We start from the raw sequence: 23,031 nt of genomic DNA on the forward strand, positions 1-23,031 counted from the left end.
CTGCATTGTGCTATTCAGTATCATCCAAAGAAAATATATCCTCAACAGGGGTCTTAAAAAGTCGTGCAATTTTTAATGAAAGTACAGTTGATGGTACATATTTATTTTTTTCAATAGCATTAATCGTCTGTCTGCTAACACCTATTTTCATCGCTAAATCAGCTTGCGTCATGTTGTGAATTGCCCTTTGCACCTTTATATTATTCTTCATGACTTCTATTTTTAAGCTTCAAAAAGTTAAACCGGACAATAAAAAATAGTAGTGGTGTGAACATATTAAAGACCAAAACATGCATGAAGGTGTATTTATAAATAAAAATGACCAATGCAGCCAGTACTAAATAATTGAAGATTATTGCCCAAACCAAAGAGTCATTTCTGAGCTTGTAAGTAAATTCATCTTCAACTTTTTCCTTAGAAAAGCCTATTATCAACCCTCCAAAAATAATGGCAAGAAGAATTAACTCAAAAGCAATACCATTTTCAATAATTTTAAAGTATTCCATCTCATTAGGGCCTCCAGAAAAATTGTCGAATAGTGATAAAACCTTCACTTTTAGAGGTTCTGTTTCCAACGGGATCAAATAGGTCAATACTCCTGAAACAATCCCTGAAACGAACAATATCCACCCAAAGACCTTGTATTTATTAGGCAACAAATAATTAGTATGCATAACCGCTATTTTTATGTTAGTATAAGTATTTAAATATTCAAATGTAAAGTTTATTTTACATTTAGACAAATAAATAATACTTATAGTAGTGTTTTCTTGTCTTTTTATGCCTTTAACATAAGAGTGAACAAGCAAGTATCCTTAACACAACCGACGTTTAACAGCATTAGGAAAACAAAACATTACCTCTTAAGAGTACCAGATAATTCTTCATGCAATCTTAGGTATAGATAATAATCGTTGGAATACTTGCCATAAACTCCGTTGTAACAAAGCTTATTGGCAGTTTAAGGGGATAACCTAAGTACTATCAAATGACCATTGTCCAGATTTATATTAATTGCAATGTTACCAACAATGAATACATTCTCTTCGGAATTTATGCTCTTCTTGAATTGAACTTAATAAGCTATCCCCAGGTCATTGGTTCTTACCTCCTGTAGTTTTTCCTTTAGTTTACGCTTAAAATCATCCACAACGTCCATATATTTAGAATCTTCAGCAAGATTGTAGTACTGTTTTGGGTCCTTTTCCATATCAAACAATTCTATTCCTGAACCTGCATCTTCATCGTATTGTATATAGGCCCATTTTTCCGTACGCAACAGAAACGTCTTGCCCCCCTGACTTACCGAAAAAGCCATGTCTCTAACTTTATGTCCTGGGTTGTCCAATGTTTGCACTAAACTTTTCCCCTGTAGATTTTTAGAAGTTTTCAGTCCAGCAAGTTCTGCAACGGTTGGGTACATATCTACGAGTTCTGTAAACGAATGACATGCCGCAGGTTTTTTCCCCGGTACTTTAATAATCATGGGAACACGAGCAGATTCTTCATGCAGACTCACCTTCATCCAGAATCTATGCTCTCCCAAATGAAATCCGTGATCGGACGTAAAAATCACTATGGTATTATCCTCAAGACCTGCTTCCTCCAATGTTTTTAGCACTTTTCCCACTTGGGCATCCATGTAGGACACCGAAGCATAATATGCAGCTATGGCTTTTTTCTCTTGCTCCGCTGTCATTTTATGCTTTACACTGTTTACATAATTAATGCCACGTTCAGGTATGTCATCCCAATCATTTTCAATCTGTTTGGGCATTACTGTTTTTTTATATGGATAAGGTTCAAAATATTCTTTTGGGGCTACAAAAGGCACGTGTGGGCGAACAAAACCTACCGCAATAAAAAAGGGCTCATTTTTATGTGCACGTATTAATTCGGAAGCCTTGATAGCAGTTTTTCCATCTGAATGCACAAGATCGTCACCATTAGCTTTTACAATGGTCATCACATTTCCCCCTGCCCTGGGCAGTGTTCCATCTGGATTTCCTTGAACCAATTCCGCATCACCTTCGGCAGTCCATTCAGGACCTTTGCTATTGAAGCGTTCCGTCCAAGAAGCTTCATCATCCTGACCATTGGATCCCCGTTCTATATCTATGGGGACACCCATGTGATAAATCTTGCTTACCCTTGCTGTATAATATCCATTATCTTTAAATAATTGAGACCATGTTTTCCTATCAGGCCCAATATTCTCGCGACCACTCACATATCCATATGTTGTTGTAGCAGTAGGATAGTACCCAGACATAAAAGATGCCCTTGAAGGTCCACAAACGGGATATTGACAATAAGTCCTGGTATATTTTACCCCCTCGGAAGCCAACTTATCAATATTTGGGGTTTTACATGCTTTATTTTCATAAGCCGACACCGCTGTTGTTGTAAGATCATCTGCAATGATGAATAATACGTTGGGTTTCTTTTTTTGTTGTGCACATGTCAAAGTGCTGGTTAGAAAAATAAAAACAATGACTTTCTTAAACATATTTACACCTATTTCGTTCTTGTTTTATGAGGACGTCAGATACGGTAAAATAACTTACCCCACCTGGAGATTTGTTTAAAGGGTTTCCTGAGTTAAGTTTTGTTCAATTCCATTATCTCTATATTGAGAGATATATTCTGTTGGGGACATTTTCATAATTACCTTAAATTGCTTGTTAAAATTTGATATGGTATTGTATCCAGATTTGTAGCAAACATCCGAAACATTTTGGTTTTCGTCCAAAAGCATTCTACATGCATAGTTAATGCGCACCTCATTCAAATATCTAGAAAAAGTTTTCAAACTGGCCCGTTTAAAAAATCTACTAAATGCTGATGGGTTCATTCCCAATACTTTTGCAACACCATCAAGATCAATGTTATCCTGGAAATTTTTCAATATAAATTCATAGGTCTTGTCCAAATTCCTATTTTGATTTTTCTTATAAGTAGTCACAAAATCCTTTGTGGACAAAAACTCATGCTTCGGATGTAGAGCCAATTTATTCAATAAGTCCAAGAATTTCAAGGTCCGGTCAAAACCAGCTGGCATTCTATGTAATTTCTTGATGTCCCTCCCTATAGTGACAGGTGGTTTACTAAATTTAATTCCATATCTGGCATTAAAAAGTAATTTAAAAATATGGTTCATTTCTTTGGTCTCAATAAAATCGACTCCCAAAAATTCCTTCTTAAAATGGATTACAATATCTTCAGCAATAAGTTTTGAATCTTTCTCAAAATAAACATCGTCATTGAGCCACATATGAGGTAGATTCTCTCCTATCAACACCACATCACCAGGGTTAAATTTCATAATATTATCTCCAACAAAACGTGTTCCAGTTCCTCTAACGGAAAGAACAAGTTCCAGTTCTGGATGATAGTGCCATGTTTTTAAAAAATGAGCCGCTTTATGGTGGGTAACCATAAAAGAGTCGTTATCCGGATTCTCCCTACTTAGTAATTGAAGCTTCATTAGTTCTACAAAAACACTAAAAACAAAGTTATGCAAAACAATTAAGGCAAAAATAGTTGTAGTATATTTATAATTTGTGGCAGCCCTTAAAATGTTGTTATTCTATTTTTGACTCAGAATCCTTTGTTTCTACTAATCACCCAAAATGAAGTATATAACATGTGAAAAGCCCGGTGAGTTTAAACTTAAAGAAAAAAGTGTCCCTATAAATTCCAAGGGAAATTCGATATTAAAGGTGAACAAAGTAGGTATTTGTGGAACAGATCTACATGCGTATGCCGGCAATCAGCCTTTTTTTTCCTATCCAAGAATTTTAGGACATGAGTTAGCGACCACTGTTAAGGAAATAGGAGAAAACGACAAAGGAATTAAGGTAGGGGATAATGTGGTTGTAATGCCATATTTGAGCTGTAAAAAGTGTATTTCCTGTAAAAACGGAAAACCTAATTGTTGTACGAATATTCAAGTATTGGGGGTGCATACTGATGGCGGCATGCAGGAACACATATGTGTACCTATAGACATACTTATCCCTGCTCAAAATCTTACTGATGACGAAATGGCAATAGTAGAACCTCTGGCAATTGGCGCACATGCCATAAGACGTGCAGAATTAAAACCTGGAGAAACCATAGTGGTCGTAGGTTGCGGCCCTATAGGTATTGGCATTATGAAACTTGCCCAAATTGCAGGGGCTGAAGTCATTGCTATTGACATAAACCAAAAAAGGCTTGACTACGCTAAGAAAGAAATCGGAATAGATTACGTAGTACTGGGTGATACAAAAGCAGTTGAAAAGGTAAAACAAATTACAAATGGAGATATGGCAACAGCTGTATTTGATGCTACGGGGCACAAAGGAGCTTTAGAAAATGGTCCCGATTATATGTCTCATGGTGGTAGATATGTTTTGGTAGGACTTTCCAAAGGGGAACTTTTATTTTCACATCCTGCCATACATGCAAAAGAGACTACCATCATGTGCAGCAGAAATGCCACTTTAGAGGATTTTGAGCATGTTATTTCCATATTGGAAAAAGGTTTGTTTCCACTGGATTCCTTTATCACCCATAATGTGGATTACACAGAAATGATATCCCATTTTGATTCATGGTTGAATTCCAACAATGGGGTAATTAAAGCAACAGTAAGTTTCTAAAATATAATGTATGAAAAAAGTAGTCACCTTTGGTGAGATCATGTTGCGGTTGTCCCCTCCGGGGTTCCTGAGGTTCTCACAGTCCAACAGTTTCGATGTGGTCTATGGCGGTGGGGAGTCCAATGTGGCCGTTTCCCTGGCCAACTATGGCATCCCCGTGGATTTTGTTACACGCCTGCCAGAGAATGACCTTGGCCAATGTGCCAAAATGGAAATGAGAAAGCGCGGGGTCGGCACCGACAACATCATTTACGGCGGCGACAGGCTGGGCATCTACTTTCTGGAGACCGGGGCCGTGAGCCGCGGCAGTAAGGTGGTCTACGACAGGGCACATTCCGCCATGGCGGAGATAAGGCCCGGAATGGTCAATTGGGAAAAGGCCTTCAACGGGGCACAGTGGTTCCATTGGACAGGGATCACCCCAGCCATCTCCCAAGGGGCCGCAGATGCCTGCCTTGAAGCGGTAAGGACCGCCAAAAAAATGGGAATCACCGTTTCCACTGATCTTAACTATCGCAAGAAACTGTGGAAGTACGGCGGGGACAGGGAAAAGATAATGACAGAGCTGACATCTTATTGTGATGTCATCCTGGGCAACGAGGAAGATGCCGAGATGCACTTTGGCATTAAGCCCAAGGGATTGGACATCACCACCCAGGGGCACGAGGTAAAGGCCGAGGCGTTTCTGTCGGTGTGCAAGCAGATAATGGAGAAGTTCCCAGATGCAAAAAAGGTGATCACCACCCTTAGGGGCTCCATCTCGGCGTCCCACAACACATGGGCCGGGGTGCTCTACGATGGCAGGAAAATGTACGATACCCGACAGTACCAGATCACACACATCGTGGACCGCGTGGGAGGTGGGGACTCCTTTATGGGAGGACTGATCTATGGCCTGCTTACCCATCCCGGTGATGACCAAAGGGCCTTGGACTTTGCCGTGGCCGCATCCTGCCTGAAGCACACCATAAAGGGGGATGCGAACCTGGTCACGGTAGAGGAAGTTGAAAAATTAATGGGAGGGGACGCCTCGGGAAGGGTCTCCAGATAAAAAGGACAACAATGGCACAGTATTCAAGATTGGAGGTAGCTGCGGCAATGAAGGAAACGGGAATGGTCCCGCTATTCTACCATTCCGATGTCTCCGTGGCAAAGAAGGTGATCAAGGCCTGTCATGACGGAGGGGCAAGGTTGATGGAGTTCACCGCACGTGGAGATTTTGCCTTCGAGATATTCGGGCAACTGGTCAAGTACGCACAGAGCGAACTGCCGGGAATGATACTCGGGGTGGGTTCCATCACCGATGCGGGGGCGGCTTCCCTCTATATGCAGTCGGGGGCCAATTTTGTGGTCACCCCCGTTTTCAGGGAGGACATCGCCAAAGTCTGCAACCGGAGAAAGGTACTGTGGTCCCCGGGCTGTGGTTCCCTGACAGAGATCGCCCAGGCCGAGGAGCTCGGATGTGAGGTCGTAAAACTTTTTCCCGGTTCAACCTACGGCCCTGGATTTGTAAAAGCAATAAGAGGTCCCCAACCTTGGACCAATATTATGCCAACCGGAGGGGTGAGCACGGATGAGGATAATCTTAGGGCCTGGTTCGATGCAGGGGTGACATGCGTGGGAATGGGCTCCAAACTCATCTCAAAAGAGATCATTGCCAATGAGGATTACAAAAGCCTTCAAAAAAAGGTTAAAGAAACTTTGGAGGTTATAAAATCGATTAGAAAATAAGGTATGTCGCAGAGTTACGTTCAAATAGATTCAAAAGATAATATTATCGTAGCAATAACCAATTTAAAAAGTGGTACAAAAGCTACGATCAATGGAATCACCGTAACTCTAAAAGAAGATATTAAGGAAAAACATAAGTTTTCCTTGAATGATTTGGTCGTTGGCGATGAAATCTTCATGTACGGTGTACTTATCGGCAAGGCCATAAAACCAATTCAGGCGGGTTGTACCATCACCATTGACAACATAAAACATGCATCCGCTTCTTACAACGAATCCAACAAAAAATACGAATGGACAGCTCCAGATATCTCAAAATTTGAAGGAAGAACCTTTAATGGGTATCACAGAGCAGATGGAAAAGTGGGGACAGCAAATTACTGGTTGGTCATTCCTCTTACATTCTGTGAAAACAGAAATGTAGATGTATTGGAGGGAGCACTATCTGAAAAACTTGGGTACGAAACCAAGAAGGATTTTGCAGTGGATACTGACACGCTCATCAACAAATACAGATCGGGAGCTACTCCAGAAGAACTTTACAACACGTCCATTATCACAACAAAGGAAGAAATATCCAAAAACAGGATATTTTCAAATGTGGATGGCATTAAGTTTTTAAAACACGACGGTGGTTGTGGAGGCACAAGAGAAGATGCCAAAACACTATGCAACCTTTTGGCCGGCTATATTGCAAATCCCAATGTAGCTGGGGCCACTATTTTAAGTCTAGGATGTCAAAATGCACAAATACAGATGCTTCAAGATTCGTTGAAAGCCATAAATCCTGATTTATCCAAGCCAATCCATTATTTGGAACAACAAAAAAGCGCAAGTGAAAGGCACCTTATCGAAGAAGCTGTAAAACATACGTTTGTAGGCTTAATGGAAGCCAACAAAATTGAACGCAAACCAGCTCCATTGAACAAATTGGTTTTGGGATTGGAATGTGGCGGATCAGATGGATTTTCAGGAATATCCGCAAATCCAACATTGGGTTATGCCTCCGACTTGTTGGTCGCTCTGGGAGGAAGTCCCGTTTTGGCCGAGTTTCCTGAATTAAATGGAGTTGAGCAAGATATCATTAACAGATGTGAAACAGAACATGATGCAAAAAAATTCCACGACCTTATGCGTTCATATTCCAAAGCGGCCATAGCAGTTGGTTCTGGTTTTGAAAACAATCCATCCCCAGGGAATATCAAAGACGGTTTGATTACAGATGCCATGAAATCTGCAGGTGCCGCTAAAAAAGGTGGAACCTCTCCCGTAGTGCAGGTATTAGATTATACAGAGCAGGTCACCAAACCTGGTTTAAATCTATTGTGTACCCCGGGAAACGATGTGGAAAGCACAACAGGTCTGGTTGGATCTGGCTGCAATATTGTCGTTTTTACCACAGGATTGGGAACACCAACGGGAAATCCCATTGCCCCCGTACTAAAAATGTCCAGTAACACAGATCTATATGAAAGAATGAACGACATCATAGACATCAATGCAGGAACCATAATAAGTGGTGAGGATACCATTGAGAGCATGGGAGAAAAAGTATTGGACCACATTATTGAAGTAGCAAGTGGTGAAGTTCCTTCAAAAGCCGTTCAGCAAGGACATAACGATTTTATTCCTTGGAAAAGGGGCGTCTCCCTATAAAAAACAATGACTTAAAAAGATTAAATCAGCATGCATCCATTAAACAGGAATACGATACCTGCAAATTCATACCCTGAAAGAATCATCCAATTTGGGGAAGGTAACTTTTTACGGGCTTTTGCCGATTGGATGATTCATGAGATGAACAAAAAAGCCCATTTTAATTCGGGAGTAGTGGTTGTACAGCCGATTGAACAAGGACTTGTAAAAACACTAAACGAACAAGATGGCCTATATACATTGTACCTAAATGGGATCAAGAATAACACGGCCATTAGTGAACATCAAATCATCGATTGTATTCAACGAGGCATTAATCCCTATGAAAATTATTCAAGCTATTTGGCAATTGCGGAAAATCCAGATTTACGTTTTGTGATTTCCAACACAACGGAAGCAGGTATTGCTTACAATTCTGTGGATAAATTAGATGATAAACCTCAATCAAGCTTTCCAGGAAAACTAACCGCTTTGCTGTACAAGAGGTTTCAAATGTTTGAAGGTGCAAAAAACAAGGGATTGATCATAATTCCTTGTGAATTGATAGATAGAAATGGAGACATCCTAAAGAAAATAATATTGCAATATGCAACGGATTGGAACTTGGGAGGGGCATTTGCTGCATGGATTAATGACAACAATATTTTCTGTAACACTTTGGTGGATAGAATTGTTCCTGGCCATCCGAAGAATAAAATGGAAGCCATTACGAAAGAATTGGGATATCATGACAAGTTAGTGGTTGAAGGTGAGCAATTTCACTTATGGGTTATTGAAGGACCTCAAAGTGTCAGGAAGGAATTCCCTTCAGATGCTAGTAGCCTCAACGTTGTCTTTACTGATGATATGGAACCATATAGAACCCGTAAAGTCAGAATCTTGAATGGTGCCCATACCTGCCTTGTGCCCGTGGGCTATTTATATGGAATTGATACGGTAAGAGAATCTCTGGAAGACGATGTTGTGGGCTCTTTTTTAAAAGATGCCATTTTTAATGAAATCTGTCCAACGCTCGACCTACCCAAAAAAGAACTGGAACAATTTGCAAATGACGTGTTAGATCGTTTTAGAAATCCCTATCTGGAACATAAACTGATGAGCATTTCACTGAATTCGATTTCTAAATACAAAACCAGGGTGCTTCCATCCGTGTTGGAATATATAAAACGTAAAAATGAGCTTCCCAAAAAAATTCTGTTCTCCTTGGCCTCATTGATTGTTTTTTATAGGGGCAGCAAAAATGGAGAAACAATTAAACTTGCGGACAGTCAGGAAGTGTTAAGCTTTTTTACGGAACATTGGTCTAAGGCAAAAGATAACAGCTATAAAACAGCAAGAGCAATAACTGGCTCAGTACTTTCCAAGCAAGATTTTTGGGGCTTGGACCTTAATACTTTGGAAGGCGCCACCGAGTTGGTTTCAAAATATGTTCATGTAATAATTACCAAAAGTATGAGGGTTGCCTTGGAAGGTTTTAATACCGAACAACGAAATATAAACGTCTAGAATAGGATTCCATTTTGTAATTATAATCGTTATTCATCCAAAAGTTCAAGCGTTACCAAATAGGCACAATGATCAGATGCATAAGTGTCCTTTATTACTTTCCGCTCTATCACCTTCCATCTATTCTTTGGGTAAAACATTACATAATCTATTTTCACTCTAGGATTATCCGAAGGAAAAGTAGGTTCCGGATTTTTCTTGTCGTAGGTAGCTTGCCACATTTCTTCCAAGGTATTGATAGGACCACTGCCAGGTTTTGCATTTAAGTCCCCAACCAATATTGTGGGGTAAATGTTGGAAGAAAACACCTCGTTTATTTTTTTCGCCTGTATTTCCCGTCCTTCATTGGTTTCATGGGCAAAGTGTGTTCCAACAAATGCAATGGTATCCTTTGAAGGCAATTCAGCCACAACTTCAATGGCGGCTCGTGGTTCTTGTCCTTCCAAATATGGCAAGGCTATGTTCCTAGTGCTCAAGAAGGAATATTTAGATAACACTCCTTCTCCATACTCCCCTCCATCATAGTACATGGCACGAGCAAATATTGGGGCCATTTTAGTTCTCCAGCCCAGTTCGGTTACCAGATCGTACTTTTTAGATCTATTTGCCTTAAAATCGACTTCTTGCATGGCCACAAAATCCGGATTTGCATCATTAATTAGTTTCGCAAGCGCATCCAGATTAAAATCCCCTTTTGTTGTTCTTCCTCCTAAAATATTGAACGATAATACCTTTACCGTTTTTTTATCGTTGTCTTTGGTTTGACCCCAAACTAGGGGGAAATTCAATACCAAGAATACTAGAACTATTATTTTAAACCTCATTTTTCCCATTTGATTCAATCAATTTTTAATCCAAGCAATATTTCAAGATATCCATCAATCTTTGGTCAATATTTTTAGACTCAGCAATGGATTCTACCTTGTTCAAGTCCTTTTCAACCAATGCCAAAATCAAGGCAGCATTTGAGTTTTCACCAGACATTTTCTTGAGTTCCAATAACAACTCTTCTTTCTTATTGTTATTGTTGAGTTTATCAAGAGCCATTAGTTTAAAAAGTGTATTTGTCCCTGCAATATTATTAGCTGTATAGTTGGCCACATGCTCAAAATGTGTTTTCGCCTCATCTTGTTTGCCCAATTTTTCATTGCATAGCCCTAACAAATAGTTCGGCAATCTATCATCAGGATTATAGGGAGTTCCAACTCCTAAATTTTCTGGCCAAGCTTTTGAAGCTTCTAAAAGGTTGGCCGCCTTGTCAAACTGATTTTTATCCATATGCTGTTTTGCCAAATAAATATGTGCGGCATTATATATGTTTTTGCTTTCCGAAGCATGTTCAAATGGTAGAATATTCAACCCTGCCAACACAGAAATTGCCTTGGAGTAACTTCCGGTTGCCACCAAGGATTTGGCATAGCTAAGGCCAACATTGTAATTGCCCGGGAATTTTTTAACCGCTTTTTTACCAAGTGAGGTCGCCTCCTGTTTTTTATCTTTTTCCAAATAAAACGACATGAAATCATCCCAGTTTTTCCAATAATTCTTATTCAAATCAAAAGCTTTACTATAGTCCTTAAGCTTACTTTCATAAGCGGAGTCTTCCAAAGTTTTAGCCCTGAACTTATAAAAAGCATCATTATCAGGAACATCTCCACACTGCTCCAGTAGTTTTGCTGCCTTATCTTTTAACCCAACCGCCAAGTAATTCTGGGCCAAATAATATTTAAACTTCCAGTCATTATTTGTATTGACCGCCCATTCCAAAACGGGAATCATTTCTCGACGATATGGAAAAACAAAATTGGGTGATCCATTTACCACATCTTGAATCAAAGCAGCGCTCTTGTCCGGGTTCTTCTTTTGTAATTCATACGCCAACACTAGTTTGGACTTGCTATCTGTTACGTTTAAACCCAGCAATTCCATTGCCGTTTTATCTTCCCCTAAATTCAAATACTCCCACGCAAGTTCCAACACAGTTTCACTATCAAATTCATTCTGAACATCTTTCAAAATCGCATCTGACGCTCCACCTTCGAATTTAATTTTCTCAAAAGCCGCAAAATGGTTTATTGGGCTTATTTTAGAAATCTTATGGAGTTGTTTGTTAAATGCCTCCGTATTGTTTAAACTTCGGAAAGCAACCAACAATACCTGTCTAGCATTTAGGTTATACGTATTGAAGGCTAAGGATTTTTTAGCATATTCCACAGCTTTTTTGGTATTGTTCATATGAAGGTAAATCTCAGCCATTTGCGCATATGCAACAGAACGGTATTGAATTGACCGCGCTGCCCAACCTAAAGATTCAATAGCATTTAAGGCATCCCCTTGCGCCCAATATGCAATTCCTGCCATATAATTCGCTGCTGGGTTATAGGTGTCCAGCTGCAACACGGTATTTGCATGCTCCAAAGCTTTAGTGTAGCTTGTTTTTCGGTATTCCGCCTCTGCCAAAAGTACTAAAGCCCTGGCATGGAATGAATCCAGAGCCAACAATTCCGATAGCTTTTCGTCCGCCAAGTCATATTCACGATACTTCATGGCTTCTGATGCCTCGTGGAACAATCTCTCCACTTCGGAAGCTTTGATTTCTGGATTGTGCACAAAATCTCTTTTGAGCAAAGTTTTGTTCACAGATGTATATTGGAGCTTGTCCGACCCCAAAAAGATTTCCAGCTCATCCGTGTCCTTGCATGGAAAAGTCTTTTCAAAAACCTGCATCGGTTCCATTTGAAGGTTTTCCACTGATGCTTCCACGCCATTTATAAAAATTTGCAGTTGCTCATTAAACGATTGAAGGGCATTGATTCCCAAAGTGGCATTGTCTCCTTTACGTTCCACATTCAACACGCCATATTCAGATGCTGCCTCCATTCCGCCAATCTGTTTGATGGGAAACCAGAGTTCTTGCCATGAATCCATTACATATGGGTCAAAATTGGCTTGGGAGACCGGGTTTTCTGCTCCAGGGAAATATTGATTGAATAATCGCCCTGCCTGAAATTCAATATATTGTCCGTCAGTGTCTGTTAGCAAATCTTCCCAAATGCCCCCTGATCTTGAGAGTGCCCAAAGCCATAGCTTCTGCCCAGGCATTTCCTCATAGGGTGATAGGTGACCAAACCCCACATTACTATCGTGATAATACCCTCCAAAATAGTTTTTAAAGTCACCAACAATATGATAGGATTTTGAAGGCCCAAAATTGTTGTTCTTATACATGGACAAATCTCTTCCCTTATCATCAATAGGCCACTTTTGCCATGTCCCGTTATGCTCCAAATAACCATTTCCAGGTATGAAGAACTCCAAATCATCGGTGGCAGGGGCTGCCCCCGTCATCCAATTATAGTATGATTGATTTAAAGGCGTTCCATTGTACCATGATGCATTGGTTTCAAAATAGGCCTTGTCCTTTTCCAAACGAATTTCAACTTGCCAGTATGTTCTGGAGGGTAAGTCCAAATTTCCCACAACACAGCTTACACTTCCATCTTTGTTCTCTATTGTTTTGTAATCAACAGGAGTTGCGGTGGAAGGATGGTGCCCTATTATGCCAAAATTGAATTCTATTCCACCTGAAGTCCAGGGTCCGCGCATGGAAATATTCCTAAACTTGACCACCTCGTTTCGGTACAAAAACTCATTACCTGTGCTTTTCTCAATAGCTCCCCAAACTTTACCTCCAATTTCTGGCAACACATATACTTCAATGTACTCGTTCTCAAGTTTGACGACCTTCCATCCTTTTTTTTGTGAGGTATGGGAATATCCCTCAAACTTAAAATATGGGAATATTTTTGGATTTTCCGTTAGAATCGGAACTGGATTGGGAGTTCCAAAACCGTAGGTTTCCAACTGTCGCATCTCTTCAGTTATTGTAGCCGATTGAGACAGTAACAAGCATGGCAGAAAAAATAATACTACCAGTGCCATATGTGTTTTTGAAATTAACATGCCTACCGCCTGTTGTAATTGCGTTCTCATTTAATAATTGGTTTAAATTGTCATTCTTTTGAAACTAATTCCAAGCTCATCAATAGAGGCAGGTGGTCGGAAGCCATTGGTTCTTCAATGACTTGGACATTCACAACCTTCCATCTGTTTTTTGGTCTTGGAAGAACATAATCGATTTGTATTTTTGGTTTTGCAACGGGAACCGTAAACAGTTCCTTACCCATGTTTTCATAGATCCAACCTTTTTTTTCAAGGAGTTGGATTGGTTCGGACCGAGGTGTTACATTTAAATCTCCGGTTAAAATGGACAGGGAAGTTCCTTCTTCAAAAAATGCTTGCTCAATAACTTCAACACTTGCCTTTCTTGCCTCTTTGGAACCAATGGTTTCCAAATAGTCAAAATGGGTGTTCACGAACCTTATTTCATCTTCTTTTCCAGATAATTTTGATATATCAATATCGACACACATAGCTTCATATCTGCTGCTGCTTGCACTTGGGATTGAAACATTTCCCACGAATTTCATGGGGTGCTTGGATAAAATAGCATCTCCGTAGAACAATTGGGATTTTGGCACAGGAATACCCAACAAACGATACAGGTTTGGTGGCTCTATCTCGGTGGAAGCTCCAAAAACCCCTTTCATACCAGTTAATTCTGCAAGTTCAGCCACCATAATTGAATCACTCACTTCCTGTAGTCCCACAATATCTGGATCAAGTTCATTAATCACATTTGCAATTCGCTGAAGATTCTTTTCCGAATCGGTTCCCACGCCATAATGAATATTATAACTGAGCACTCTAATAACTTTCTTCTCTCTTTTGGCAGTTTGTGCACAGGAAGACATAAAGACCCCCATCAAAATCAGGATTGACATTAATCTTCTGTGCTTTTGATTTTTCATCAAAATACAATTCATCACCTATTTGGTTTTCAGTTCTGAAAGAACTCTCAAGTTCCCATCACACTGCTGAGCAGTTGGCTACTTATCTAAAGAATAGATTTCAACTGGAGCATTATTTTTGACGAACACCACTACTCTTTTATCGTCAGCTAAATTCAAAAGAGCCAAATCACGGACTTCACCATCAACATTCAAACCGCTCCCAGAGCTACCAACACCACTGAAGTTTCCTTTTCCATCTCCTAAAAGCAGAGTTCCCTTACTGGCATCATACCTGCCATATTTTACCCGTGTGCCATAAAAGTTACCCGCCAAAAGAACATCTTTATGTCCGTCTCCATTAAAGTCTTGAGAAATGATACCATAAACAGGAGACAACTGTGCTTCCATCGGCAATGCAATAAATTGAAATTGGTTGTTCCCTAAATTTTCCAAATAGCCACTACTAAAATTCCTTGCTTGATATACCGTGCTATTTTCCAATTCTTGAGCTGAAAAAATGTCTGTAATCTTTTCATTTGCATAGTCCTCATAACTCACATATTTGTTTTTAAGGCCATTCAACTGTTCTACCAAATCATCCTTGGAGAAAGCCGGAAATTCTTCACCCATGATATAGGAACAGAGTATTGGATCTATGGAGCCGTTACCGTCAAAATCCTTCACATACAAGGAAGCAGGTTCAGAAATGGACGCTTTCAGCTGCGAGTTCAGGCCAAAATTTCCCAGAACATAATCCATATCGCCGTCTTCATCAAAGTCGTCGGCCACAATTTTATTCCACAGTCCTTCCGAGTTCTTGGTTCCACTTGTTTCTGTGATTTCATTTAATGTATTTCCGGCATTTTCAAATATTCTGATGGGCATCCATTCACCCACTACAATAAGATCCAATTGGCCATCTGCGTTGAAATCTGTCCAAACTGCATCGGTAACCATTCCGGGAAACTCTAAATCCGAGCTTATCTCTGCAGTTTTATCTTCAAAATTACCTTGGCCATCATTGATCAAAATATAACTTCTTGGCGAAGTTGGGTATTCCCCTGGCATCACTCTTCCTCCTATAAACAGATCTAAATCGCCATCGTTATCAAAATCACCTGTACTTATACACGATCCGCTCGTTAGCATTTGCGGCAAGGCTTCTTCTTTTTTTCTAAAATTACCCTTCCCATCATTTACATAAATCCTGTCCTGAAGTTCAGCATCTTCTTTGTCAAAAGCATTGCCCCCACTTACTATATAAAGATCGAGATCGCCATCTTTATCCGCATCAAAAAACTGCGCCCCTATGTCCTCTGAGTCAATATCTGTCAATAGAAAGTTGTTGTTACGAGTCACAAACTCCCCGTTCTTGTTCTGTTGAAACAATTGTCCCAAACTTCCTTTTGCCCCTCCTACAAAAACATCTTCCAGACCATCACCATTGATATCTCCTTGTGCTATTTTGGGTCCTTGAGTTGATAATTGATGTGGAAGCAACCGTTCTCTTTTAAAATCGTTGTATTCGTTTTCTACATGTTGATACGATATAAGGCTATCGGTCCTGGATGCAAAATAAGAGTCTGATTCTTCGCTTATCTTACTTCCAAGGATTGTCATAGCATCACCGTTTGAAATCTCTTGCGTTGTATTTGCTTTAATATTTTTCAATACCTGAACCTTACCATCTGGCCATTTAATCCTTAATTTTTGGACCACGCTATCCTTACCAAGCCCAAAAACGAGGTTGTAGGGCATGGAGGATTGATATCCCCTGCTAGGTATCATTTCTTGGACATTGGTATTTCCATTATGTTCCAATTCAATTTTGGCGCCAACACCAAATTTATTCTTATCGCTTCCCTTTAGCTTTACTTTCAGGTAATTGTTGGTCTTGATCTGTTCACTGTTGTTTCTGTAGAGAAATGCATGACCATCAATATTGTTCACAATGAGGTCAAGGTCACCATCGTTGTCCAAATCTCCATAAGCCGCACCATTTGAAAGAGATTTTTGATCTAGACCCCAATCAGTGTTCATTTTTGCAAAGGTCAAATCTCCATTGTTTTGGTACATATAATTTTCCACTACCGCGGAGGGCATGTTCTCCAAAAGTTCAGAAATTGCAGTACGTTGACCAGTCTTATTTTCGTTAAGCTTTTCTTGGACCGCATAATTAATGAAGTCCATATTGGTGTAGTCCCGTTTATATCCATTGGTAATGTAAACATCCTTAAACCCATCGTTATCAAAATCAGCAATTAACGAGGCCCAGCTCCAATCTGTATTTGAAATACCGGAAAACTGACCAATCTCGGAAAATGAATTGCCTTGGTTGTTCAGCTGCATCATATTTCTCATGGTTTGATGGTAGAATCCCGATTTCTCCAAGAGGCTGTGTTTTTCATAGTTGTCCGGTCCAGATACCATTTTTTGCCTGTAATTATCTTCAGGTAACATATCCAATGTTATAATATCTGTATAACCATCATTGTTGACATCGGCAATATCACTACCCATGGAGAAAAGAGAGGTATGACCCACGTATTTTTCCAGACTTTCGGTAAATGTTCCATCTTGATTGTTCAAGTAGAGATAATCCTGTTCGTTATAGTCGTTTGATACATACATATCCAACCATCCATCATTGTTCAAGTCGGAAACAGAAATACCTAAACCAAAGCCCAGCACGTTGGAAATAAGTCCTGCTTCTTCACTAACATCCATAAAATGTCCGCCATCATTTTTATAGAGCTTATCAGAGTAAGCACTATTCTTACGGTCTTTCAATCTATACGTGATGCGATCAAAACCCGCATATTCTTGTGTGGAATGATTCAGCACATAAAGATCTAAATCACCATCGTTATCATAGTCAAAAAATGAAGCTTGTGTAGTATAACCTGAATCATCTATACCAAATTCCTTAGCTTTTTCAGTAAAAGTCAGATCTCCGTTATTGATGAACAATAAATTTCTTCTCTTATCAGGATCTTTGGCAGCTGATCGGCATACATAGATATCCAATAACCCATCGGCATTTACATCTACCATGGTCGTACCAGTATTCCATAATCCTTCTGCAAATACTCCTGCCTTTTTTGCTATTTCCCTAAACTTAAAATCCCCTTGGTTAAGGTAAAGGTGGCTTCCCACCATGTTACCTGTAAAGTATATATCCAATAAACCATCATTATTGATGTCCCCAACAGCAACTCCTCCCCCATTGTACAAATAACCATATTCAAGCACATTGAACTTTTCAGTTTCTTGAAGCCTGTTATTAAAATTAATCCCCGTTTTATTATAGGGTAGTAGTGTAAACAAGGTTTCCGTTTCTTGATTTTCACAAGAGAGAAAAGCAAGAAACATCAAAAACATTAGGTGATTTTTGAACAGAAAAGGCTTCATAATTTAAAATATGATAATAGTATATTATCCCAAAAATGGACTTACTGGAAAAAGGTGATCTTATAAAGAAAAAGTACCAATGACTTACATTACATTGGTACTTTTCGCTACATTAAACTTAACTTACTCAAACTCAAACTAATTCTTTTTGTCCCACCATACTTTGGTGCTGTTTTTATCTCCACCTGACATCTCTGGAAGAGCGATGGCGGCATTAACTGCCTCACCATTGGTATCGAACTCACTTTGAACATAGACCATTCTTCTCATAATCTCATCTACTCCAACGTCTGGATTCTGAGATTCTACTCTGGCATATTGTTTTGGATAGCCCGTTCTTCTAAGTTCTGCCCAAGCTTCCCAACCGTTAGGGTAAATTGCGATCCACTTCTGAGTGATAATTTGCTCCAATTGTCTTTCAGCACCACCTCCGGCATCAAATGCAATAGGGATATCGGTTACAGGTGAAGTACCAGCATCGTATAACACAGGAACGTTAGCACTGGCAATATAGGCATCTATGGCTGCGCCATCAGCACCTGTTTTCTGAGTCATTGAAGCTCTTATACCATCTTCGTACAGACTTTGTGCGGTTCCACCCATGTTCCATCCTGCAAGGGCCCCTTCAGCTCTAAGGAAGAATACCTCGGCAGCGTTCATTAACTCAATAGGTGGGTTTTCACCTCCCTTGGCCACATCAATAAACTTGGTTGCCAAATCGGAATGTCCTGCATTTTTACTGGTCTCCAAAGAAACTCTGGTTTGACCATTCAATAAACCTTCATAAGGAATACCATCTCCATCGGAATCTCCATCCACAGCTGGTGCAAAATATTCAGGCATCCTTGGATCATCATATCCCTTAAGAATACTCTCCATGGTTGCGCTCATACGGAATTCACCCCAATCAGTGATGGTTTCCAACGGATTTCTATTGGTATCATCCACTGATACAAAAGCATTATCAGCATTGTCTGTAATTACACCAGCACTTACCGCTTTTTCCGCTTCACTCTGGGCTCTTCCTGGATCAGCAAATCTGATTCGCATGGCCAGTCTTAAACGAAGGCTGTTGGCAAACTTCAACCACTGGGCTGCACTACCACCATACATTCTATCACTTCCTGCGTAGGATGTTCCTCCACCTTGTAATTTTGCAACCGCATCATCAAGGGTGACAAAAAAGTCGTTGTACATGGATTCTTGAGAATCATAAGCTACGGACAATTCTTCATTTCCAAATGCAGAATAGGGTACTGGACCCCAATAGTCCGTAATTCTATGATAGGAATGAACACGCCATATTTTTGCCATGGCGTTACCCACATCATTCGCATTGGCCTCAGATAAATCTTCGATCAATTTGATCTGTGGTGCTGCCTGACCATAAAATGAACCCCATGCCAAGTCGGCCCATCGACCTACCTGTACATAACGGTCAGAATCGAATCCAGATGCAGTAGTGGCAAAATATTGGCACCATATATCTGAAAACAAATTTTGGGAAATCTGAAAACGCCAGTGCAATCCGTTAACAGCAACATATTGCGCTTGCGCAAATGCCTGTCCTTGGAGCACCTGACTTTCCTCCAAAGCACCAATATCCAATGCCAAAGGGTCTGTGTTAATTTCTGCAAAATCACTGGTACAGCCCATGAGCAATATTCCCAAGGAGCTTAAATAACCAATCTTTTTAATAAATTTCTTCATGTCTTTTCTTTTTAAATTACAACTTTTTTGATTTAAAAACCAACTTTAAGGTTAAGACCCAAGCTTCTTGTAGCAGGAGGGGCAAACGAACTAAAACCATCGGCTCTAGTTTCATTTTGAAAGTTACCAGTACCTACGCCATCAACTACTTCTGGGTCTACAGTTGCGTTGTTTGATATAAAGAACAAGTTTCTTCCAACTAAGGATATCTTTGCCGTTTTGATTGGGGTCTTATCCAATAAAGACTTTGGAAACCTATAACCAAACGTCATCTCACGCATTCTGATGTTTGATGCGTCTTCTACGAATGCTTCACCAGCCGGGGAGTTTCTACCACCAATTTGTCCCCAGAATGCCTCTGCTGTAACTTGGGTGGTGTTAGGAGTACCATCAGCATTGACCACTTCCAAATTCGGGAATATGTTCTGGCCAAACACCAAAGAACCATCTCTTCCTTGAAGTGTTCTTGATAATGCTCCATCAGATGCCAATATTGCATTGGTAAAAGTAGCTACTTCACCGCCTTGACGGATATCAATCAAAAAGCTAAAACTAAAGTTTTTGTAATCAAAACTGTTTAGAATACCACCTAGCCAATCGGGATTAAAGTTTCCAATAAGCACTTCTTGACCTGTAGTTACTTCCGGAAGTCCAGCATCCGTGACCAAAACTCTTCCTTGAGCATCACGAGCGAAACCTCTTGAATAAATGTTACCCCATTCATCCCCAACATTCAACTCAAACCTTCTGAAGAACTCTCCTCCAAAACTCAAAGTTTCCAATCCTTCTGCCAGTTTAATCACTTCACTATCATTTTGAGTAAAGTTGGCAGTGATGTTCCAGTTGAAATCAGCAGTACGTATTGGGTTTGCAGTTAGAATAATCTCAACACCCTTGTTTTGAATATCAGCACCATTGATAAAGCGTGTAGCTATACCAGAACCTTGAGGTACTTGCTGTCCAAACAGCTGATCAATACTATTGGATTTATAGTAGTTAAAATCTATTCCTAAACGACTATCCAAGAATCTGGCGTCAAATCCAAACTCCAATGATTGGGTACGTTCAGGTTTCAAATCTGCGTTAGGCAATACAGTTCCTAATTGAATGAATCCACCTGCCTGTAAATTTGCAATTCTGGTCAGATTAAATGGAGCGGTATCGTTACCCACCTCTGCATAATTGGCTTTTAACTTTAAAAATGAAATGGCTTCAGGCAGCTCTACCAAATCCGAAAGGACTGCACTTACACCAGCTGAGTAGTAATCAAACCTATTGTTGTCAACAGGTAATGTAGAACTCCAATCACTTCTATAGGTTAAATCCAAGAACAATGCATCCTTATAAGACCCTTGTCCAAATCCATATAACGAATTAACCTCTCTTCGGGTCAAATCTTGTCTTGCCGTTAAATTCATGGCATTGCTAATTGCAAAGATGTTAGCTGCATTTAGTCCCCCGTTGTTAGTCTCAACAAACTTGGAATTTGCTTGTCTGTTATTACCACCAACACTTAAATTAAAGGCAAAATCGTCATTAATCTGTTTGTTATAGCTTAAGAGAAAATCTGTATTCCATTCCAAAGAATGATCATTTCTTGTAACATACTGACCATTGTCCGCAATAATATATGAATCATTATAGTCACGATCTTCCCTAGACCTTGAACTTTGATCAATTGCAGTTCTTACCAATAGATCCAAATCATCCGTAAAATGATATGTCAACGATAGGTAACCCAAAACTCTATTGGTAATGATTTCATTTAAGTTTCTATTGATTGTCCAATACGGGTTTGCACCACCATTATTTCCTGGATCCCAATAATTCTGTCTTACATTACCATCGGCATCGGTATACTCAAATACTTGTATGTCCTGAGTTCTTATGTTCCGTGGCAATCTATAAGCATGTCTCAAAGGATTCGCAAAAGATTCACCAGTATCCAATTGATTGTCAATATTGGTTCTGATATAATTAATCCTGGCACTTAAATCCAACTTGCCCTCAATAATTTCATTGTCAATTTTGAAATTTGCGTTATGCCTAGTCAATTCATTGCCTTCTACAATACCTTTTCTATCATCATATGTGTATCCAAAAAACGTTTGTACTCTTTCATTTCCTGAACGTACGGAGATATTATATGCTTGATTAAACCCGGTTTGAAAGAAGTCATCAACGTTATCTGCCTGAGCATTAAATGGCAATTGACCTGTAATATCTGGACTTGGAGACCAATTTGCCACAGAACCTCCTCCAAGAGCAGGACCAAATGACAACAGTGATGCAGGGTTATATGCGCCTCCACTACCTTGACCAAATTGATTCTGATAATCAAACAGAACATTTGCGGTTTCCGCAGTTGTGGTTGCACTAAAATCTATTGAAAAACCTCCTGCAGTTCCAGATTTAGTTGTAATGATAATAGCACCATTGTTTGCACGAGCTCCATATATTGCAGCTGCATTTGCACCTTTAAGAACGTTAATGGAGGCTACATCATCGGGGCTAATATCTGCAATATCACCACCCAATGGAACACCATCAACAACATATAATGGCTGGCTACTTCCTGCAATAGAACGGTTACCTCTTAAAACAACCTTTGAGGCTCCACTTACACCATTACCAGACCTTTGAATTGAAAGTCCAGCAACTCTACCGGACAGACTGTTCACTAAGTTCTGCTGTGGCCGTGCTTCATCAATACCATCTGTCTCAACAGATTGAGTAGCATAGGTAAGTGATTTTTTCTGTCTTTTCACACCCAAGGCGGTAACAACAACTTCATCCAGTTGACTGGCATCTTCCTGTAGAACAATATTGATAGTGTTCGAAGCTCCTACGGTAACACTTTGCGACAAGGTTCCCAAATATGAGAATACTAAAACCGAGCCTTCAGATACTTCAATGGAGTAGTTTCCATCAAAATCTGTTTGAGTACCATTACTTGTACCTTGTTCCAAGATACTTACCCCTGGCAACGGCCCTCCATCAGAACCTGAAGTTACCGTACCAGTTACTGTTTTCTGTACAACTTCTTTTTCAACAATTGCCGGAGTTTCCTTTTCCGGTCTTGGGGTAACAGCAATTGTACTGTTAATCCGTCTAAAGCTTAAAGAAGCTTCTTTGCTTATCTGCTCTAAAAGATCATATACTGAATGTGTCCCTTGAGCAATAAGAAACTTTGTTCTCCTGTTAACATCTTTCTCGTCATAATTGAACTTGAAAGTTGATTGGTTCTCGATTTCTTGAAAGACATCCAGTACTTTTGCTTCCCGAACGGAATTCCACTCAAGATAGATATCTTTCATACTCTGCGTATACCCTTCATTAGCCATTGCAAAATAGCAGAAAACTAGCTGCAAAATAAATATCCTGGAGAGCATAGCGACTGTTTTAAATAGTTTAAATTTCATACTTTTACATAAGTTTAGTTGATTCTTTTAATTGAACTTTTTGTGATAAGTTTGTTTCCATTGAAAGTGCCATTTTCTTTGGAGCAAACTTATTTT

Annotated in this window: 15 protein-coding genes; 5 read left to right on the plus strand and 10 right to left on the minus strand. The window is 39.8% G+C overall.

The window, feature by feature from the left end:
• Nucleotides 1-10 precede the first annotated feature (10 nt).
• From ACOQO1_RS11475 to ACOQO1_RS11490, 4 genes are all read right to left on the minus strand, one after another.
• On the minus strand, nucleotides 11-211 hold the full coding sequence (locus ACOQO1_RS11475; protein ID WP_420603016.1) for a helix-turn-helix transcriptional regulator: 201 nt from the start codon (nucleotides 209-211) through the stop codon (nucleotides 11-13).
• Nucleotides 201-674 carry a hypothetical protein gene (locus ACOQO1_RS11480; protein ID WP_420603017.1) on the minus strand — a complete coding sequence of 158 codons (474 nt, stop codon included), beginning with the start codon at nucleotides 672-674 and terminating at the stop codon, nucleotides 201-203. Before ACOQO1_RS11480 ends, ACOQO1_RS11475 begins: the two co-directional genes overlap by 11 nt.
• A 401-nt stretch (nucleotides 675-1,075) precedes the next feature.
• Entirely contained in the window at nucleotides 1,076-2,509 is a 1,434-nt protein-coding gene (locus ACOQO1_RS11485; protein WP_420603018.1) for a sulfatase, read from the minus strand.
• A 75-nt stretch (nucleotides 2,510-2,584) separates the two neighbouring features.
• On the minus strand, nucleotides 2,585-3,487 hold the full coding sequence (locus ACOQO1_RS11490; RefSeq protein WP_420603019.1) for an AraC family transcriptional regulator: 903 nt from the start codon (nucleotides 3,485-3,487) through the stop codon (nucleotides 2,585-2,587).
• Nucleotides 3,488-3,632: 145 nt separating this feature from the next.
• On the opposite strand from ACOQO1_RS11490, the gene ACOQO1_RS11495 reads away from it, so the two are divergent.
• From ACOQO1_RS11495 to ACOQO1_RS11515, 5 genes are read left to right on the plus strand one after another with little or no spacing between them, the layout of a single operon-like run.
• Nucleotides 3,633-4,646, plus strand: a complete 1,014-nt coding sequence (locus ACOQO1_RS11495; protein WP_420603020.1) for a zinc-binding alcohol dehydrogenase family protein — start codon at nucleotides 3,633-3,635, stop codon at nucleotides 4,644-4,646.
• A gap of 10 nt (nucleotides 4,647-4,656) precedes the next feature.
• Entirely contained in the window at nucleotides 4,657-5,697 is a 1,041-nt protein-coding gene (locus ACOQO1_RS11500; protein WP_420603021.1) for a PfkB family carbohydrate kinase, read from the plus strand.
• A gap of 11 nt (nucleotides 5,698-5,708) precedes the next feature.
• Entirely contained in the window at nucleotides 5,709-6,377 is a 669-nt protein-coding gene (locus ACOQO1_RS11505; protein ID WP_420603022.1) for a bifunctional 4-hydroxy-2-oxoglutarate aldolase/2-dehydro-3-deoxy-phosphogluconate aldolase, read from the plus strand.
• A gap of 3 nt (nucleotides 6,378-6,380) precedes the next feature.
• Complete coding sequence (locus ACOQO1_RS11510) at nucleotides 6,381-8,033, plus strand: UxaA family hydrolase (RefSeq protein WP_420603023.1); 1,653 nt, start codon at nucleotides 6,381-6,383, stop codon at nucleotides 8,031-8,033.
• A gap of 30 nt (nucleotides 8,034-8,063) precedes the next feature.
• The gene (locus ACOQO1_RS11515) at nucleotides 8,064-9,539 is read left to right on the plus strand and encodes a tagaturonate reductase (RefSeq protein WP_420603024.1); all 1,476 of its coding nucleotides are present in this window, start codon (nucleotides 8,064-8,066) and stop codon (nucleotides 9,537-9,539) included.
• A gap of 29 nt (nucleotides 9,540-9,568) precedes the next feature.
• Here the strand turns inward: ACOQO1_RS11515 and ACOQO1_RS11520 are convergent, their stop codons facing one another.
• The 6 genes from ACOQO1_RS11520 to ACOQO1_RS11545 form a co-directional block, all read right to left on the minus strand.
• Nucleotides 9,569-10,363 carry an endonuclease/exonuclease/phosphatase family protein gene (locus ACOQO1_RS11520; protein ID WP_420603025.1) on the minus strand — a complete coding sequence of 265 codons (795 nt, stop codon included), beginning with the start codon at nucleotides 10,361-10,363 and terminating at the stop codon, nucleotides 9,569-9,571.
• Nucleotides 10,364-10,388: 25 nt separating this feature from the next.
• Nucleotides 10,389-13,532 carry a DUF5107 domain-containing protein gene (locus tag ACOQO1_RS11525; protein WP_420603026.1) on the minus strand — a complete coding sequence of 1,048 codons (3,144 nt, stop codon included), beginning with the start codon at nucleotides 13,530-13,532 and terminating at the stop codon, nucleotides 10,389-10,391.
• A gap of 20 nt (nucleotides 13,533-13,552) precedes the next feature.
• Nucleotides 13,553-14,410: an endonuclease/exonuclease/phosphatase family protein gene (locus ACOQO1_RS11530; RefSeq protein ID WP_420603027.1), complete on the minus strand. Its 858-nt coding sequence runs from the start codon at nucleotides 14,408-14,410 to the stop codon at nucleotides 13,553-13,555.
• A 78-nt stretch (nucleotides 14,411-14,488) separates the two neighbouring features.
• Nucleotides 14,489-17,773, minus strand: coding sequence for a VCBS repeat-containing protein (locus tag ACOQO1_RS11535; RefSeq protein WP_420603028.1), 3,285 nt, complete (start codon nucleotides 17,771-17,773; stop codon nucleotides 14,489-14,491).
• Between the two features lie 168 nt (nucleotides 17,774-17,941).
• Nucleotides 17,942-19,513 (minus strand): SusD/RagB family nutrient-binding outer membrane lipoprotein, encoded by a 1,572-nt coding sequence (locus tag ACOQO1_RS11540; RefSeq protein ID WP_420603029.1) that lies wholly within the window; start codon nucleotides 19,511-19,513, stop codon nucleotides 17,942-17,944.
• A gap of 32 nt (nucleotides 19,514-19,545) precedes the next feature.
• On the minus strand, nucleotides 19,546-22,935 hold the full coding sequence (locus ACOQO1_RS11545; RefSeq protein ID WP_420603030.1) for a SusC/RagA family TonB-linked outer membrane protein: 3,390 nt from the start codon (nucleotides 22,933-22,935) through the stop codon (nucleotides 19,546-19,548).
• Between the last annotated feature and the right edge of the window lie 96 nt (nucleotides 22,936-23,031).

It is taken from the genome of Flagellimonas sp., assembly GCF_965222555.1.
In the GTDB taxonomy this organism is placed as follows: Bacteria; Bacteroidota; Bacteroidia; order Flavobacteriales; family Flavobacteriaceae; genus Flagellimonas.